Source organism: Candidatus Formimonas warabiya, assembly GCF_002777255.1.
GTDB lineage: Bacteria > Bacillota > Dehalobacteriia > Dehalobacteriales > Dehalobacteriaceae > Formimonas > Formimonas warabiya.
On the sequence record NZ_CP017634.1, the window covers coordinates 613,388 to 629,733 of the forward strand.

The following is a 16,346-nucleotide window of genomic DNA, read 5'->3' on the forward strand; positions in this document are numbered from 1 at the left end:
AAAGGAAAGAATCTATGAAAATACCAGGTAATGTTGATTTAACAATAGATTTCTGCGGCTTGAAATTACCCAATCCATTTATACTAGCCTCCGCTCCGCCAACTGCTGGTGCATCCCGGATTAAACGTGCTTTTGCACTTGGATGGGGTGGAGCAGTTACTAAAACCATCCCTCCTGACAGCATGGAAATAACTGATGTTTCGCCACGGTTAAAGGCTTTGCGTAACGATAACGGATCAATTTACGGCATGGAGAACATTGAGCTACTAAGCCCCAAACCCATTTCCTTATGGCTGGATGAAATCAGAGATATTAAGCAATGTTTTCCTCAAAACTTGTTGATAGCTAGTTTTATGGCGGAAGTGCGTAAAGAAAGATGGCAGAATATGGCAATGTCTCTCCAGAAAGCAGGAGCCGACGCCCTGGAACTGAATTTTTCCTGTCCGCACGGCATGCCGGAAAAAGGCCTTGGTTCCGCCATTGGCCAGGACGAGGAACTAATTAGTCTTATCACATCCTGGGTTAAATCAGTGGCATCCGTTCCGGTAATTGTCAAGCTTTCTCCAAATGTTACCGATATAGGACTCATGGCCCTGGCTGCGGAAAAAGGTGGAGCAGATGGTTTAGCAGCCATTAATACAGTACAATGTCTCGCAGGGATAGATCTGGACACATTTGAACCGCAGCCATCTGTTAACGGTGTTACTACTTTTGGTGGTCTATCAGGGCCGGCAGTAAAGCCTATCGGACTGCGTTGTGTGGCGCAAATAGCTCAGAGATCCAGACTACCCATCTCTGGGATAGGCGGTATCCGCAGCTGGAAAGAGGCGGTTGAGTATATCCTGGTAGGAGCTAGTAATGTACAGATGTGCACCGAGGTAATGTTGAATGGTTATGGAATTATTAAAGGGTTGACCGAAGGGTTGACCCAATACCTTAAAAGCAAGGGAATTGATAAAGTAGATCAACTGAGAGCTAAGGCTCTCTCAAAGCTGGTGAATCACGGGTCTCTTAACCGTAGCTACCGTGTGTGGCCGGATTTAAATAAAGGGACCTGTAATGCCTGCGGACGTTGTGTCGTCGCCTGTCGTGATGCCGGGAGCAATGCCCTGCAAATTACTGATTCTAAGCTCACCTTAGATATTGAGGCCTGCGACGGATGCTCCCTGTGCATAAATATTTGTCCTTCTCTGAAACAGAGTGATCCACGGGGACGATGCAATTAATTTTTGCAGCGTACCATCGAAAAGATTGGGTCTTAGCAACCACCTTTCTCGCTGTTAGAAAGACTGATCAAAAATCATTGGTATGGTCTATAACGAATATTTAGATTTAACAAAACCTTAAAAGTTAATTAAAAAATACCAAACCTTGGTTTTGTGTCCACATGGTGAGTGATATAATCAATTAATAAATACATTCTTTTATTTCAGGAGGTGTAATCAATGAAAAGAGTTTGGAGATTGATTATTTCATTGTCGCTGGCCTTCGTCATGACATTTGGCATGCAGCCGGGAGGTATCACTGCCATTGCAGCCGACAGCGAGCCCGGTCCCGGCGACATCGTCATCATCTATACAAATGACGTGCATTGTGGGGTAGATCAGGTCGAGGGCAATGATGGGACCGTCACAAACATCGGCTATGCCGGCGTTGCGGCTTATAAAGCAGAAATGGAGAAACAAGTAGGCGAGAATGACGTCACTCTGGTTGATGCAGGCGATGCCTTACAAGGGGATGCCATCGGTACGCTTTCAAAGGGGCAGTACCTGGTCGACATTATGAATCAGGTCGGCTATGACATCTTTGTACCCGGAAACCATGAATTCGATTACGGCATGGATCGTATGCAGAAGTTGATGAAGAGTCTTGATGCTAAGGTGATTTCCAGCAACTTTACCAATTTAAAAACCAAAAAGCTTGTTTACGAACCTTATACCATCGTCACCTATGGCGAGGGTGCTGATGCGACGAAAGTTGCTTTTGTCGGTATTACGACACCTGAATCTTTCACAAAGTCCACACCCGCATATTTCCAGGATGACAGCGGGGAATTTATCTATGGCTTCAAAGAAGGGGATAACGGAAAAGAACTGTATGACGCCGTTCAGAACGCGGTGAACGCGGCTAAAAAGGAAGGTGCGGCTTATATCATCGCCCTCGGTCATTTAGGCATTGACGCGCAGTCCAGTCCGTGGCGTTCTACTGACGTTATCAAAAATACCACTGGAATCGATGCGTTCATCGACGCACACTCCCACAGCACCGTTGAGAGTGATATTGTGGAGAATAAGGACGGTGAAGACGTTATTCTTACACAGACCGGAACCAAACTGGCCAGCATCGGACGCATGGTGATAGAGGCTGACGATGGCAGGATTACCACTGATCTGATCACAGGCTACGCAAATCAGGATGCGGCGACCGCCGGCTTTATTGCGAATATAGAAAAAGATTTTGCAGATGATTTGGCCGCAAAGGTGGGCAAAACCGAGGTGGCGCTGACGGTCAACGATCCGGCGACGAACAAACGCATGGTGCGCGCTGGGGAGACCAACCTGGGTGACCTGTGCGCTGACGCCTATCGCTATGTTTTGGGTAATGGCAAGACCGGGGCGGAGAGCGGCCCGGCTGATATAGCCTTTGTGAACGGCGGTAACGTTCGGGCCAATATCGATGCAGGCGATATCACTTTCGGTGAAGTCATCGCTGTGCATCCATTTAATAACGTTGGCTGCGTCGTGAAAGCGACGGGTCAGGAAATCCTGGATGCATTGGAAATGGCTGCGCGCGTGGCTCCGGTGGAGAACGGCGGATTTTTACAGGTTTCCGGCCTCACTTATACCATTGATACTTCCGTGGCATCTACGGTAGTGGTCGATGACAAAAAGAATTTTGTAGAGGTCACAGGTGCCCGCCGCGTTAAGGACGTTAAGGTTGGGGGCGAAGCCATCGATGTAAGCAAAACCTATACATTGGCTTCGTATAACTACATGATGCTGGACGGAGGCGACGGAATCAACATGTTCCGCGATAACGAAGTCGTTGTGCAGCCTGTTTTGCTGGACAATCAGGTTCTCATCAGCTATATCCAGGACTATCTGGACGGCATAGTCGGCGATCAGTATTCCGATCCTTACGGACAAGGCCGTATTCAGGTACAAGCCGTTAGAACCTTCTCCGATACAGTCAACCACTGGGCATCCGAGGCGATTGACTTTGTGATAGAAAGAGGGCTTTTCTCCGGTACGGCAGCAGCCAAATTTTCGCCGGATGAACCTATGACCCGCGGCATGCTGGTTGCCGTACTTTACCGTTATGAGGGCATGCCACAGGGTGCGACACAGACCTTTGCTGATGTCCAGCCAGAAAAATACTACGCCGCTGCGGTTTCGTGGGCTGCACAGAATAAGATTGTTGAGGGCATGAACAACGGCTTTTTGCCGGAGAACAACATCAGCCGCGAGCAGCTTGTCGCGATCCTTTACCGTTATGCAGCGCCGGAACAGACAGCAGGCAGTCTTGACAAATTCCCCGACGGCGCAAAGGTATCCTCCTGGGCAACAGATGCGATGACTTGGGCAGTCGGCAGCGGACTGCTCTTAGGTGACACCAACGGGAATCTCAATCCTGCAGGAAACGCAACACGTGCCGAGGTTGCGACTATTCTGGAGCATTTTATTAAGAACGCGGAGAAATAGGTTGGTTATATCGTTTATATAAGGCTGTTTGGTTTAAATACAATACAAGAAATTCCTTTGAAGGCAACCCGGAAGATATAAGGAGAGAGAATGAAAATAAAATATGTACATACAAATATTATTGCAAAAGACTGGAAAAGGGTTTCATTATTCTATCAAAAGGTTTTTGGGTGTCAACCAATTCCCCCGCAGCGGGACTTAAGGGGAGGATGGCTAGATAAGCTAACTGGGATTCAAAATGCCCATATAACAGGGGAACACTTAGCATTACCAGGATATGATGGAAATTATCCGACTTTGGAGATTTTTTCATATAACAGTATGATGACCGATAATCCCAAAACTGTAAATGGCGTTGGACTTGCCCATTTGGCTTTTGAGGTCGATGACGTTGCTGCCGTATTACAAAGGATTAAGCAAGAAGGCGGTGGACAATTGGGTGAATTAATAAAAACAGAATATCCCAATTATGTTACTGCTACTTTTGTTTACGCTAAAGATATAGAAGGGAATATTATTGAATTACAAAGCTGGGAGAAAGAGAAAATCTGACCCCTTCGGCTATATATGGATGGTCAAAAAATGTGCACGAGGTCTGCCAATCAGGTTAGCTTGGTTCTTTCGTAAATCCATTTAGATACTGCTGCTAATACTAAACCGTAAGCTGCTGAACCAATAATATCAGTTATGACATTTCCCAGCGTACTGGTTGAAAGCCCTGGAAGATAAAAAAATATTGATAAAGCATTCAGGGTAAACCATACAAATAAGCTGTATAGCAATCCTTTTAAGAAATAGTTTTGCTTATTTAATATCCTAAAGACTAAAAAAACAAAAAAAATACCTAAAAAACCCGTAAAGACCAAATGACTGGCTTCAGCTAAAACAGCCTCAGAAATATTCTTAGTTATGTGTCCATACATTAAGACCGATGACCAATCAAGAAAAAGTGTTTTACTTACTCCAATTCGATAAAGAATAAAGTCTGGTATCAGCATAGCTATTCCGCCAATAACGCCGGAAACGAATCCTATAGTCATGCGATCATTTAAATTCAATATCGGATGCTCCTTTTATATTTTTATTATTTTCTTCCATAATTTTTTTGTGTATACATTTTATTTTAAAAAAACTCAGGCCACTTGGTTCCCCTTTTATAATTCTCAAAAGGAGAGAGAGAATTATAAAAGGCCCGGAAGGGTATCTAAACCAGGGGAGACTATTGATCTTTAAGCTGATTATATTGAAGAGTAGCAGTATTGTGTCCGCAAGCACCAAGCAAATCCTACCCTGATGTCATATGCCGTTTTTGGCCGTAGGGCCGGCCTGCCGGATTGGGAATGAGGGGAGAAAAAGATAGACCGAAACATTTTGCGGAAATCAGCGCCGGAACGGGTCGCTTCACCGGAAAGACCGAATGAATATCTTAAAATAATCAGTCCCGGTGCGGTAACTACTTGACTATTTTCCATAACCGCTTTAAAATAAAAATGTAAGCTTCTTGTCCACCATTATTGTAACTCAATATGGGCGCATAGATCAGCGGGAGATCGCTTGACTCACATTCAAGAGGTCGCTGGTTCGAAACCAGCTGTGCCCACCAAGGAAAGAGAAAATACCAAGGGTTTTGACCCTTGGTATTTTTCTTAAAGCGGTTTCTTTTTACGAAGTACTCCAGGTGAAATGATCTGGTTGGGACAAGGGAAATATGAACTAAACCAAAATTTCACCATCTTTTTTCCTGGCTTTGATGCGATCCAATAATTTGGCAACCTCTGAGGTGAACAGGGGCACCAGGCACAACCCGAACACAAACAACCAATCCATAGGGTTGAGGAGAGCCGTCTCGAAAACACCCCTCAAAGCAGGAATAAAGATCACAGAGAATTGCAGCAGGGTGGAGATGAGAAAAGCGTAAATAAGGCTTTTATTGCTGCGTATGCCTGTGGTGAAAAGCGATTGCTCCATACTTCGAAGATTAAATGAGTGAACAAGTTGGGACATCGCCATCGTCACAAAAGCCATGGTATGCGCTTCCTGGACGGTTTTTCCCCAATAGAGTGCCAACCAATAAGCCAGTAAGGAGATCCCACCAATGACAAGACCCTGAATGATGATGTTACGGCCGACCCCGCCGGCAAAAACCCCTTCCCGGGAATTGCGGGGCGGGCGGCTCATTACGCCCTTTTCAGGCGGTTCCAGGCCTAATGCCAGTGCCGGGGGACCATCCGTCACCAAATTAAGCCAAAGAATTTGCAGGGGGGTCAATGGGCTGCCCAGTCCAAAGAGAATAGAAAAAAATATCGCGGCAATTTCACCGGTATTGCAGGAAAGCAGATATTGAATTGCTTTGCGAATATTGCCATATATGGTTCGGCCTTCCTCTACGGCACTAACGATGGTTGCGTAGTTATCATCCAAGAGAACCATATCGGAAGCTTCTTTGGCAACCTCAGTCCCTGTAATGCCCATGGCAGCGCCGATATCCGCCCGCTTAAGGGCCGGGGCGTCATTAACCCCATCTCCCGTCATAGCCACCACATGGCCCTGGGTTTTCAAAGCACGGACAATCCGTAATTTGTGTTCCGGAGATACTCTTGCATAGACAGTAACTTTATTAACGGCCTCCTTCAGCGCCTCGTCATCTATTTGTTCTATCTGCATCCCGGTAAGAATCTCATCTCCGTTATGGTAGATGCCCAATTCCTTGGCGATTGCCAGGGCGGTGGCCTGGTGATCTCCCGTAATCATCACGGTTTTGATGCCGGCCTGCCGTCCTACCCGGACAGCGCCTTTAACTTCGAGGCGAGGAGGATCCTGAATGGCAAAGAATCCTACGAAGGTTAGTTTGTTTTCCGTTTCATCAGGAGCGAGGTTATCAGGAATCTGCTCCCACTGGCGGATGGCCAGCGCTAACACCCGTTGCCCTTCAGCGGCAATTGCGAAATTTACTTCCAGGATACTGTTAGAGACCTTGTCTGTTAGTTCTTCGACCCCATGATCCGTTAAAAGATGGGTACAACGGGATAAGAGAATATCCGGGGCACCCTTTGTAAATGACTTAATCTCTCCGTCAAAATTATGAAAAGTAGTCATCATTTTTCGTCCTGAGTCGAAAGGGATCTCTGCCAGACGGGGGAACTTTTGCTCGATTTCTTCTTTAAGCATACCTGCCTTGGCGGAAACTACCACCAGAGCCCCTTCCGTAGGATCCCCAATCACCTGATAGCCTTTGTCTTCCTTTTTGATACTGGCATCGCAGTTTAATACACCGCCCAGAAGTAAGAGATTAAACCTGTTATCCTTTAGCACGGAAAACAGCTTTCCTTGATTGTCCTGGAATTCACCGCTGGGAGTATAGCCCGTACCGGTTACCTGGATGTATTTGTTCATGGCATATAACTGGGTCACGGTCATTTCATTTTTTGTGAGTGTTCCTGTTTTATCGGAGCAGATATAATTTGCCACTCCCAAGGTTTCTACCGCAGGAAGCTTACGGATGATCGCATTTTTCCGGCTCATCCGGGTAACACCCAGTGCCAGAACGATGGTTACCACCGCAGGAAGCCCTTCCGGAATGGCTGCCACGGCCAGGGCAATGGCTGTCATAAACATTTCTACCATATTTTCTCCCCGAACCAGTCCGGTAAGGAATACGGCGCAAACGATCACTCCCGCAGCGATCCCCAGAGACTTGCCCAGACGGGCCAACTGCCGCTGGAGAGGAGTGGGATCAGGAGGAGTCTCCTGGAGCAGTTGGGCAATTTTACCTAACTGGGTATTCATACCTGTTTCTACCACAATCCCTTTACCCCTGCCTCCGGTAACGGTAGTGCCTTTGAAGGCCATATTCTTCCGGTCGCCAACGGAGAGATCGTCGGTACCGAGTATTCTGATATCCTTTTCTACGGGAACAGATTCCCCGGTTAGGGCTGCTTCGTTTAAGAATAAGGAAGCGGATTCAAATAATCTAAGATCAGCGGGGATGGAATCCCCGGCTTCCAACAAAACGATATCTCCAGGAACCAGCTGCCCCACATCTATCTGGGTCACACAACCATCCCGCAGCACCTTCGCATGGGGTTTCGTCATTTGCTTCAATGCTTTCAGGGCTTGCTCAGCTTTGTTTTCTTGAAATACTCCCAGGGCTGCATTCAGCACGACAATAATCAGGATGACGATGGAATCTTCCCATTCGCCCAAAAAGCCGGAGATCAATGCTGCTCCAATGAGAATTAATACGAGAACTTCTTTGAGCTGCCCGATAAACATGGATAGAAGGCTCCGGGAAGGCGGCTCCTCTAAAGTATTGGGACCATACTGATTTAAGCGATTTAAGGCTTCTTCCTGTGAAAGGCCTTGATCGGTCTGAGAAGAAAATCCTTTTGTAATCTCCTCAATCCTTTGGGCATACCATTTTCTTTCCTCCAAATTATTTCCTCCTTTTAGTCTTAGTTAAAATTCGTCAATAGGGGGCACCTTTAGGGCAGATATGCTCACCTCCTCTTCATTAAATCGGGTGCTTAAAAATAAAAAGACCTTTATCCCTTAAAAATAGAGATAAAGGTCTGGCTTTTTGCATGCGCATTTAATAAAGCCGGGCTTACGCCGAAATGTCGACTTTACCTACGGTGTGAACCGCAAGCTACTCCCCTTTAAATATGAAGTTAATTTTTTATTTAAGGATACCATAAGCAAGGAATTTGTCAAGAGTTAGAATACAGATAATTTTAATAAATCAGGTGATTGGGCACATAGAACCCCTTCTTACGGGCTTAAAAATTTTTTTAGTGGTTGCGTCACCTGATACCAGGCAAGCATAACATGTATTAGAAAACAGGGAAAGGGGCCTGTTTTTTTATGTTTTTTTCCCCGGGTTTGTGGAGAAAATAAAAAAGCATAAAAGGAGGGAAAAGAAATGGAAATTTTTTTGACCCAATTGGCGGACCCGGGGTTCTGGAGCGCCGTAATTTCAATTGGTATTATTAATCTGGTATTAAGTGGTGACAACGCGGCGGTAATTGGTTTGGCCATTCGTGATTTGCCCCGTGATTTACAAAAAAAGGCAGCAATCTACGGAGCAGCAGGTGCCATTATTTTACGGGTTGTTTTTACGATTTTTGCCACTTATTTGATATTGGTTCCCTATTTGAGCGCCTTTGGCGGTATTGTTTTAATCTGGATTACGTACAAGTTTCTTCAGCATGATGAAGGGGAAGAGAATATCAAAGCCAGCCGTGAGATTTGGCCGGCCGTCTGGACCATCGTGATTGCAGATCTTTCTATGGCCTTTGACAATGTGCTGGGGGTGGCGGGAGCAGCCCATGGAAGTGTGGGTTTGATTATTTTTGGACTGATGCTGTCCATTCCCATCCTGATTTGGGGATCCACCTGGCTGGCCGGCATGATGGGGAGATATCCGATCATTATTTATATTGGGGCGGCAGTTCTTGCGCACACGGCAGTTTCCATGATTATTCATGATCGTGCTTTGCATCTGGTCCGATATATGGGTGAAATGTGGGGAACAATCCTGCCCTGGCTGTTCGCTTTTCTCTTGTTGGTCTACGGAATAATCGAAATCAAAAAAACCTCGAAACAGCCGGCGCCAAGTTTCAAAAAAAAGTGATAGTTGCCATTTTAAAGCCTTTAATTTAAACTGTTAGTAACAGTTTTATGCTGTAATAGCAGTTCTGGAACCAGGAACTTGCGCAACAGGAGGCTTATCATGAAGTATGTGGTGATTCTAGGAGACGGTATGGCTGACTATAAATTGGCGGCGTTTGGTAACCGAACGCCGCTTCAGCTTGCCTATAAGCCCAATATTGACGGGCTGGCAAAAGCATCCGAAATGGGAATGGTGCGTACGGTTCCCGATGGTTTTGCTCCCGGAAGTGATGTGGCAAATTTAGCCGTATTAGGGTATGAGCCGGAGATTTATTATACCGGGCGGTCGCCCATTGAGGCGGTTAGTATGGGTGTGAATCTGGATGCGCATGATGTCGCCTTCCGGTGTAATTTGGTTACCTTATCCGGTGAAGACGATTATCAGGAAAAAATGATGCTGGATTATAGCTCCGGAGAGATTAGCACTGAGGAAGCCCGGGAATTGATGCATGACATTAATCAGGAGCTGGGGTCAGAGCAATTTCGTTTCTATCCCGGCATCAGTTATCGCCATTTGCTGGTCTGGGCAAATGGCCGGTTTGAATTTGACCTGACACCTCCCCACGATATTTCGGATCAAAGAATTGGCCCATATTTGCCAAAAGGTGCGGGATGCGAGGTCTTGACCGCATTTATGCGCAAAAGCCTGGCCATTTTTGCCGATCATCCGGTGAATAAAAAAAGACGGCAAAGAGGACTTAATCCAGCCACCTCCCTGTGGATTTGGGGCCAGGGTAAAAAAACCGTATTGTCGTCTTTTGCCCAAAGGTATGGGCTAGAAGGTTCGGTTGTCTGTGGGGTTGACTTGATTAAAGGGTTGGGAATTTGCGCCGGTCTTAGCGCCCCCGACGTGCCGGGAGCGACAGGAAACATTGACACTAATTTTGCGGGAAAAGCCGAGACTGCTTTGAGAGAATTAAAAGATGGGAAAGATTTTGTTTATGTGCACGTGGAAGCGCCTGATGAAGCCGGACACCACGGAAATATCGAAGAAAAAATCAAAGCCATTGAAGAGATCGATGATAAAGTGGTGGGAAGAATTTTACCCGGATTGGATGCTCTGAAGGAGGACTACCGGGTAATGATTTTACCGGACCATCCTACCCCGGTCAGCATCAGAACCCATACCGCGGAAATTGTGCCTTACATGATTTATGACAGCCGGTACCCCATCAAGGGTTCCATAGATACTTATTGTGAAGAAAACGCGTTGTCTTCCGGCAGTTTCATTAAAAACGGACCGGATTTAATGACACGATTTATTAAAGGGTGATTCTGCGTGCAGAAGCCTCTTAATCCATGGCCGGGAGGTTTTCATGACTATTTTACCAAGCAAGGAGCAGAAGGAACATTACGTTCGTGAAATGTTTGATTCCATTGCTGCCAAATATGACTTTGTGAATTCCCTGATGAGTTTGGGGATGGATCACAGGTGGCGCCGGTTTGCCGTGCACCGGGCAGAAATCCGGCCGGGCGGCGTGGCTTTAGATATCTGCTGCGGAACGGGAAAGATTACGCTGGAATTGGCAAGAAGGGTAGGACTAGAGGGGCGCGTCACAGGACTGGATTTTTCTCCCCGCATGTTGGAAGTGGCCCGTCAGGCGGTGGCAGCATCCGAGTTTAAAGAAATCATTAATCTGATCCAGGGAAATGCCCTCTGCCTCCCCTTTGAGGATAATTCTTTCGACGCCGTGACCGTAGGGTGGGGGTTAAGGAATGTTCCGGATATTTTTACCGTGGTGCAGGAAATGATGCGTGTGGTTAGACCTGGGGGAATGGTCGTCTCTCTGGATATGGCAAAACCGGAGCTGCCCGTTTTTAAACAGGCATACTGGCTCTATTTTGAAAAGATCATTCCTTTGCTGGGGAAAATTGGGGCGCACAAGGAAACGGCTTACCAGTATTTGCATCAATCCGCCCGGGTATTTCCCCACCAAAAAGAGCTGGCCCGGTTGTTTCATGAAGCAGGATTGGAGGCTGCCTGCTACCATAATCTTTGCGGTGGTGTTGTTGCCGTTGTTGAAGGTAGAAAGACACGAATTCGGTGAAATGAGATGATGAAATTGGCAGAGGCGGAAGATATGTCCCGGGGGTTTATTAAGTTTCTCGGGACGGCAGGGGCACGGGTTGTCATGTCCAAACAGTTGCGTTCCTCAGGAGGAATCTGGATCTGCTTGGGCAAGTGCCACCTTCTCCTGGATCCTGGCCCCGGCACTTTGATCAGGTGTTGGGAAGGTAGTCCTCCTTTGGACCCCACCCTGTTGGACGGAATTATCCTTTCGCACCGCCATCTTGATCATTCCGGGGACATGAATGTGATGGTGGAGGCCATGGCCGATGGCGGATTTCATCCGAAAGGACAGGTATTTGCCCCCGCGGACGTAATAGAAGGGCCGGAGCCGGTTTTATTTCAATATTTAAGGAGCTATACGAAAAAGATTAATGTGCTGCGGGCAGGGGCAGCTTTTGATCTCAAAGACATCCGCATTGAGGTTCCCGTGCGGCATCTCCATCCCGTGGAAACCTACGGAGTGAAATTGTTTTATCAGGATATCAGTATCTCCTGTATTACAGATACCAGGTTTTTCCCCGGGCTGATAGATGCTTATCAAGCGGATATTGTCATGATCAATATGACCTTTCTCAAACCCTTTCACAGTGAAAAGGCTTTTCACCTGTCCGCTGAGGAAATATTACCCTTAATCTCTTGTCTGAAGCCCAAGGCTGTCCTTCTTACCCACTTCGGCAAACGGGTGATCGAGGCGGGTCCGGAAATGATCGCCGGGCAGTTGGCAAAGGAAACAGGTGTTTCGGTAATCGCGGCAAAAGACGGAATGATGTTCAATTTTTGAAAAGGAGTAAACGATGTCGGTAAGGGGAAATATCGAAGGTCTTTCTCAGGTGATGATCCAAAGGCTGGAATCTTCATATGATATAACCGTAGAACGAGGTCAGGTGATCAACGTTCAGTTGGCCCAAGAAATGGCAGCTATTACCCATGCCACCAATAAAGAAATCGCGGTATACCTGGACCGGCGCGGGAAAGTGCTTCATGTGGCTGTTGGTAATGGGGATACCGTCCCTCTGGATGAGATTTCCGTCCGGAGAGGGCACCGGCGCCTGAGTGGGGTCCGCTGTATTCATACCCACCCGGGGGAAGACGGCGACCTGAGTCCGGCGGACTTAGCCGCTTTGGAAATCATGAGATTTGACTGTATGGTTGCTTTGGGTATTCTCAAAAACGGGTCCATCGGCACGATCGGGTTAGGTTTTCTGGAATTAAAAGCGTCCGAACCGGTGACCCGAAAAATGGTTTTGACCGGTTTGAGGGAATTGACAGAATACGATTATCTGACTGACGTGGAAGAGATCGAGAAAAGTGGGGATCCCTTATTTCCTGTTGACCAAAAGTCGGTCCAGGAAAAAGCCCTTTTGGTTGCTCTCCAAACAGAAAAAGACAACCAAACCACGCTGGAATCCTTGCATGAGTTGGCACAGCTGGCTGTCTCGGCCGGTCTTGCGGTGCTGGGGAAGGATCTTCAAAAAAGAAGCCGGCCGGATGCTGCGACCTATATTGGCCAGGGAAAAGCGCAGGAAATTCAGCTGGCGGCTCAGGCACAGGGTGCGGATGTGGTTATTTTTGATGATGAGCTGTCGCCGGCCCAGCAAAGAAATTTGGCAGAACTGATCGGAGTCAAGATTATTGACCGGACCATGTTGATTTTGGATATCTTTGCCCAAAGGGCATGGAGCAATGAAGGAAAGCTTCAGGTGGAATTAGCGCAACTGAAGTATTTGCTGCCCCGCCTCACCGGGCAGGGTACGGCTCTATCTCGTTTGGGAGGAGGCATTGGCACCAGAGGCCCCGGTGAAACCAAGCTGGAAGTGGATCGGAGACGGATCAGAAAGCGCATTTCCGATTTGGAACACCGCTTAGAGACGGTGCGTAAGGTCCGGAACATCCACCGCCGGCGTTGGGAAGCAATGGAGTTGCCGGTGGTCGCTTTAGTAGGTTATACGAATGCAGGCAAATCTTCTATCATGAATTGTCTGACCGGGGCGGGCGTGTTGGTGGAAGACCAATTGTTTGCCACCCTTGATCCCACGACCCGGATTGTGGAATTGCCTGGTCACCGGTCCTTCCTCCTCACAGATACGGTTGGTTTTATTCGAAAACTGCCTCATCATCTGGTGGCGGCTTTTCGGGCTACTTTGGAAGAAACCATGGAGGCTGGTCTTTTATTGCATGTGATTGATGGAAGCAATGATCAGGTAGACGAGCATATTTTAGCGGTGCATCAAGTTTTAACGGATCTGGGTGTCATGGGAAAACCGATGATTTCTGTGATTAATAAAATTGATTTAATCGATAGCGATGGGACTTTGGCGCGCTTACTGCACAGAGTGGATCACGGGGTGGCTGTGTCTGCCCGGAAAAAGATGGGCATAGACCAATTGCTGCAACAGATTGGGGAAATGCTTCCCCAACCCTTAACACTGATCAGAGTCTTGATTCCTTTTAAAAAAGCTTCTTTGGTTACGGCGCTTCATGATTATGGCCGAGTGATTAACGAAAGATATTCTGCCGAAGGAATTGAAATGGAGGCATATGTGGATCAGCGCATGAAGGGTATGCTGGAACGAGAAGGACTCCTTACGGACTAAAAGCACAAATCAGTGCTTTTTTTCTTCTTCTTTCGGGAATCTTAATGAGGAAACCAAATAAATATACAAGGAGTCATGCTTTTGTGGCAAACACAATCTATTTTTTAGGCGCAGGAGCCTCAAGAGAAGCCGGAGTTCCTACGCAAAAAGAGATTTGGGAACAGATTGAGGCCGTAGGGCAAAAAACAGGAGAACAGAGAATTTGCACCCTGCTGGATTTTGCCGTCTATCTAAACTTTGGCCAACCGGGCCAAAAGGTGGCTGTTGATACGGCGGAACTGTTAACCCTCATCGACCTGGCTTTAGAACAGAATGTTTCTGTAGGAAAATACCAGGTGGAGGATTTGCGGAGCATTCGGGAGACTTTGATTCGGGTCATATGCAAAATTTTAGAGGCATCGGTGAAACCGGAACGATTAGATGTTTTTGCCGGATTTTGCACAAGATTAGCGCAGGAAGATACCATTATTTCGTTGAATTATGATACGGTGATAGACCATATCCTTACTTCCTTTGTAGGCCAGGTAACCTATGGATTTAACTTTGCTGCCCAATTGGGAGAGGGAAGCGGTAAGAAAAGCAAAGGGACACAGCTGTTGTTAAAGCCTCATGGTTCGTTAAACTGGCGGTATTGCAGCCGGTGCAACAATATTTATCTCCTGGCCGGTGAAAAAAGCGACTGTTTTGACGGTCCGGATCAGAGGTGTCCGGCTGATGAGCATCCTCTTCTAGCCGTAGTTGTTACGCCATCTTACCGGAAACAGTTTTTAGTTCCCCAATTGCATGATGTTTGGATGCAATGTTTCCACCAGATTAAAAATGCGGATGTGATTAACTTTGTGGGATACTCTTTTCCTCCCGGGGATGTTCATATCATTCACCTGATCAAAAGGGCGGTTTTGGCCGGAGAAAAAAGGCCGGTGATAAATGTCATTTCCCGGGATTCCCAGGGCATGGTTTTTGACCGCTGCCAGAACATTTTTGCCGGTTTTAAATATTTTCAGACTTCTTTTGGTCATTATTTTTGTGATATGATTAATTAAGGAAATAAATCACTCCGGTGGAAAATAAAGAGTGAAAACTCAACCAGGGGAAACGGTGAATTATGGATATTCTCGCCGTGATTAAAGAAAAGATAAATAAAAAAGAATGGATGCACTTTGTTTACCAGGAGCCCGACGGCATGATCAGATTTTATGCTGTTTTGCCCTATCTGCTCGGGCAATCCTTTTTTCAAGGCCTCACAGAGAAAGGAACCGCTTCTTTTCAGATTTCTAATGTGCTTACCGTCCAACCGCCCACAGAGAAAGTTTCCTGGCGCTTGATTTGCCGGAAAACCAGTTTGATTATTTTTCCCGGTAAGCCGGGAGCCGCCTTCTTTTATGATTTGTCGGAAAAAGAAAAGAATCTTTTAATGCAGGCCTTTTTTTCCCGCCGGGTGATCATGATCGGTGATTTTATTTTTTTGCAGCAGGGAGAGAAATAATGTACGATTATCATTTGCACTCCACCAATTCGCCCGATGGTCGCTTATCCATAGAGGAAGTATGTGAGCTGGCTATCCAAAAAGGATTTAAAGAAATTGCTTTTACCGAGCATTTGGATTATGACTGTCCCGGTCACATCGATTTGTTATTGGATTATGAAAAATATTCCGAAGAGATCGACCGGGCCAGAGAAAAATATTTTGGCGCTCTAAATATTGTCAAAGGCTTGGAAATGGGGCTCCAGCCTCAGGTAATGGAGAGGAACAGGGACTTTGTCAGGAAAAATCCTTTTGATTTTATCATTGGCTCGGTCCACCACATTGACGGCTTGCAGCTGTTTAACGGGGATTTTTGCCAGGGCAAGCGGCGTGAGGAAGCCTATCGAAGCTATTTGCAGGAAGTGGACCGGCTGGTGGAGACATTTGCTGATTTTCATGTTTTAGGGCATATGGATGTGATCCGCCGGTATCCCGGATTTGATGATCGGACCATCAGCACACGGGAATATGCCGATTTAATCGACAGCATCCTGAAGAAGTTGATCCGTTCCCACCGGGGCATAGAAGTCAATTCATCCGGATTCAGATTTAAATTGGCGGACACATTACCTACGCTAGATGTGGTAACCCGCTACCGGGAATTGGGCGGAGAAATTATCACGGTGGGGTCAGACGCCCACCGGACAGACGCCGTGGGCTATAAAATTGAGGAGGCTTATCAGGTATTGAAAACCAGCGGCTTCAATTATGTCTGCCTTTTTAGAAACGGAGCGCCAATAAAGGTTCCCCTACCTGTCTAAACGCGAAAGAACCCTAAACAGAGAATT

General features: G+C 46.8%; 13 protein-coding genes and 1 tRNA gene. 12 read left to right on the forward strand and 2 right to left on the reverse strand.

Translation table 11 applies throughout. The features are described from left to right. Positions 1-14: 14 nt before the first annotated feature. From preA to DCMF_RS02780, 3 genes are all read left to right on the forward strand, one after another. Complete coding sequence (preA, locus tag DCMF_RS02770; protein WP_148133020.1) at positions 15-1,226, forward strand: NAD-dependent dihydropyrimidine dehydrogenase subunit PreA; 1,212 nt, start codon at positions 15-17, stop codon at positions 1,224-1,226. 219 nt (positions 1,227-1,445) lie between these two features. Next, positions 1,446-3,701 carry a 5'-nucleotidase C-terminal domain-containing protein gene (locus DCMF_RS02775; protein ID WP_148133021.1) on the forward strand — a complete coding sequence of 752 codons (2,256 nt, stop codon included), beginning with the start codon at positions 1,446-1,448 and terminating at the stop codon, positions 3,699-3,701. A 90-nt stretch (positions 3,702-3,791) separates the two neighbouring features. Then, entirely contained in the window at positions 3,792-4,253 is a 462-nt protein-coding gene (locus DCMF_RS02780) for a VOC family protein (RefSeq protein ID WP_148133022.1), read from the forward strand. Positions 4,254-4,303: 50 nt separating this feature from the next. Here DCMF_RS02780 and DCMF_RS02785 read toward each other — a convergent pair whose 3' ends face one another. After that, on the reverse strand, positions 4,304-4,759 hold the full coding sequence (locus DCMF_RS02785) for a hypothetical protein (RefSeq protein ID WP_148133023.1): 456 nt from the start codon (positions 4,757-4,759) through the stop codon (positions 4,304-4,306). Between the two features lie 470 nt (positions 4,760-5,229). Here DCMF_RS02785 and DCMF_RS02790 point away from each other — a divergent pair. Beyond that, a tRNA-Val gene (locus tag DCMF_RS02790) sits at positions 5,230-5,304 on the forward strand. Positions 5,305-5,414: 110 nt separating this feature from the next. Here DCMF_RS02790 and DCMF_RS02795 read toward each other — a convergent pair. Beyond that, the gene (locus DCMF_RS02795; protein WP_148133024.1) at positions 5,415-8,132 is read right to left on the reverse strand and encodes a cation-translocating P-type ATPase; all 2,718 of its coding nucleotides are present in this window, start codon (positions 8,130-8,132) and stop codon (positions 5,415-5,417) included. Between the two features lie 487 nt (positions 8,133-8,619). Here DCMF_RS02795 and DCMF_RS02800 point away from each other — a divergent pair, with 487 nt between their 5' ends. The 8 genes from DCMF_RS02800 to DCMF_RS02835 all read left to right on the forward strand — a co-directional run bounded on the left by DCMF_RS02800 (position 8,620) and on the right by DCMF_RS02835 (position 16,319). Beyond that, positions 8,620-9,330, forward strand: coding sequence for a TerC family protein (locus DCMF_RS02800; protein ID WP_148133025.1), 711 nt, complete (start codon positions 8,620-8,622; stop codon positions 9,328-9,330). A gap of 99 nt (positions 9,331-9,429) precedes the next feature. Continuing rightward, complete coding sequence (locus DCMF_RS02805; protein ID WP_148133026.1) at positions 9,430-10,641, forward strand: cofactor-independent phosphoglycerate mutase; 1,212 nt, start codon at positions 9,430-9,432, stop codon at positions 10,639-10,641. Positions 10,642-10,684: 43 nt separating this feature from the next. Beyond that, positions 10,685-11,416, forward strand: coding sequence for a demethylmenaquinone methyltransferase (locus DCMF_RS02810; protein ID WP_148133027.1), 732 nt, complete (start codon positions 10,685-10,687; stop codon positions 11,414-11,416). A 6-nt stretch (positions 11,417-11,422) separates the two neighbouring features. Continuing rightward, positions 11,423-12,220 carry an MBL fold metallo-hydrolase gene (locus DCMF_RS02815; protein ID WP_148133028.1) on the forward strand — a complete coding sequence of 266 codons (798 nt, stop codon included), beginning with the start codon at positions 11,423-11,425 and terminating at the stop codon, positions 12,218-12,220. A gap of 13 nt (positions 12,221-12,233) precedes the next feature. Continuing rightward, positions 12,234-14,033, forward strand: a complete 1,800-nt coding sequence (gene hflX, locus DCMF_RS02820) for a GTPase HflX (RefSeq protein ID WP_148133029.1) — start codon at positions 12,234-12,236, stop codon at positions 14,031-14,033. Positions 14,034-14,116: 83 nt separating this feature from the next. Continuing rightward, positions 14,117-15,076 carry a hypothetical protein gene (locus tag DCMF_RS02825; RefSeq protein ID WP_148133030.1) on the forward strand — a complete coding sequence of 320 codons (960 nt, stop codon included), beginning with the start codon at positions 14,117-14,119 and terminating at the stop codon, positions 15,074-15,076. 62 nt (positions 15,077-15,138) lie between these two features. Continuing rightward, the gene (locus DCMF_RS02830) at positions 15,139-15,519 is read left to right on the forward strand and encodes a hypothetical protein (RefSeq protein ID WP_148133031.1); all 381 of its coding nucleotides are present in this window, start codon (positions 15,139-15,141) and stop codon (positions 15,517-15,519) included. Continuing rightward, a complete protein-coding gene (locus DCMF_RS02835; RefSeq protein ID WP_148133032.1) occupies positions 15,519-16,319 on the forward strand; it encodes a histidinol-phosphatase HisJ family protein in 801 nt (266 codons plus the stop codon). The genes DCMF_RS02830 and DCMF_RS02835 overlap by 1 nt, the downstream gene beginning before the upstream one ends. Positions 16,320-16,346: the final 27 nt, after the last annotated feature.

What these genes read in the sequence shown, in the direction of transcription:
- preA (WP_148133020.1), top strand. Translation starts at nt 15, where the DNA reads ATGAAAATACCAGGTAATGTTGATTTAACAATAGATTTCTGCGGCTTG.
- DCMF_RS02830 (WP_148133031.1), top strand. Translation starts at nt 15,139, where the DNA reads ATGGATATTCTCGCCGTGATTAAAGAAAAGATAAATAAAAAAGAATGG.
- DCMF_RS02835 (WP_148133032.1), top strand. Translation starts at nt 15,519, where the DNA reads ATGTACGATTATCATTTGCACTCCACCAATTCGCCCGATGGTCGCTTA.
- DCMF_RS02780 (WP_148133022.1), top strand. Translation starts at nt 3,792, where the DNA reads ATGAAAATAAAATATGTACATACAAATATTATTGCAAAAGACTGGAAA.
- hflX (WP_148133029.1), top strand. Translation starts at nt 12,234, where the DNA reads ATGTCGGTAAGGGGAAATATCGAAGGTCTTTCTCAGGTGATGATCCAA.
- DCMF_RS02800 (WP_148133025.1), top strand. Translation starts at nt 8,620, where the DNA reads ATGGAAATTTTTTTGACCCAATTGGCGGACCCGGGGTTCTGGAGCGCC.
- DCMF_RS02810 (WP_148133027.1), top strand. Translation starts at nt 10,685, where the DNA reads ATGACTATTTTACCAAGCAAGGAGCAGAAGGAACATTACGTTCGTGAA.
- DCMF_RS02805 (WP_148133026.1), top strand. Translation starts at nt 9,430, where the DNA reads ATGAAGTATGTGGTGATTCTAGGAGACGGTATGGCTGACTATAAATTG.
- DCMF_RS02815 (WP_148133028.1), top strand. Translation starts at nt 11,423, where the DNA reads ATGATGAAATTGGCAGAGGCGGAAGATATGTCCCGGGGGTTTATTAAG.
- DCMF_RS02775 (WP_148133021.1), top strand. Translation starts at nt 1,446, where the DNA reads ATGAAAAGAGTTTGGAGATTGATTATTTCATTGTCGCTGGCCTTCGTC.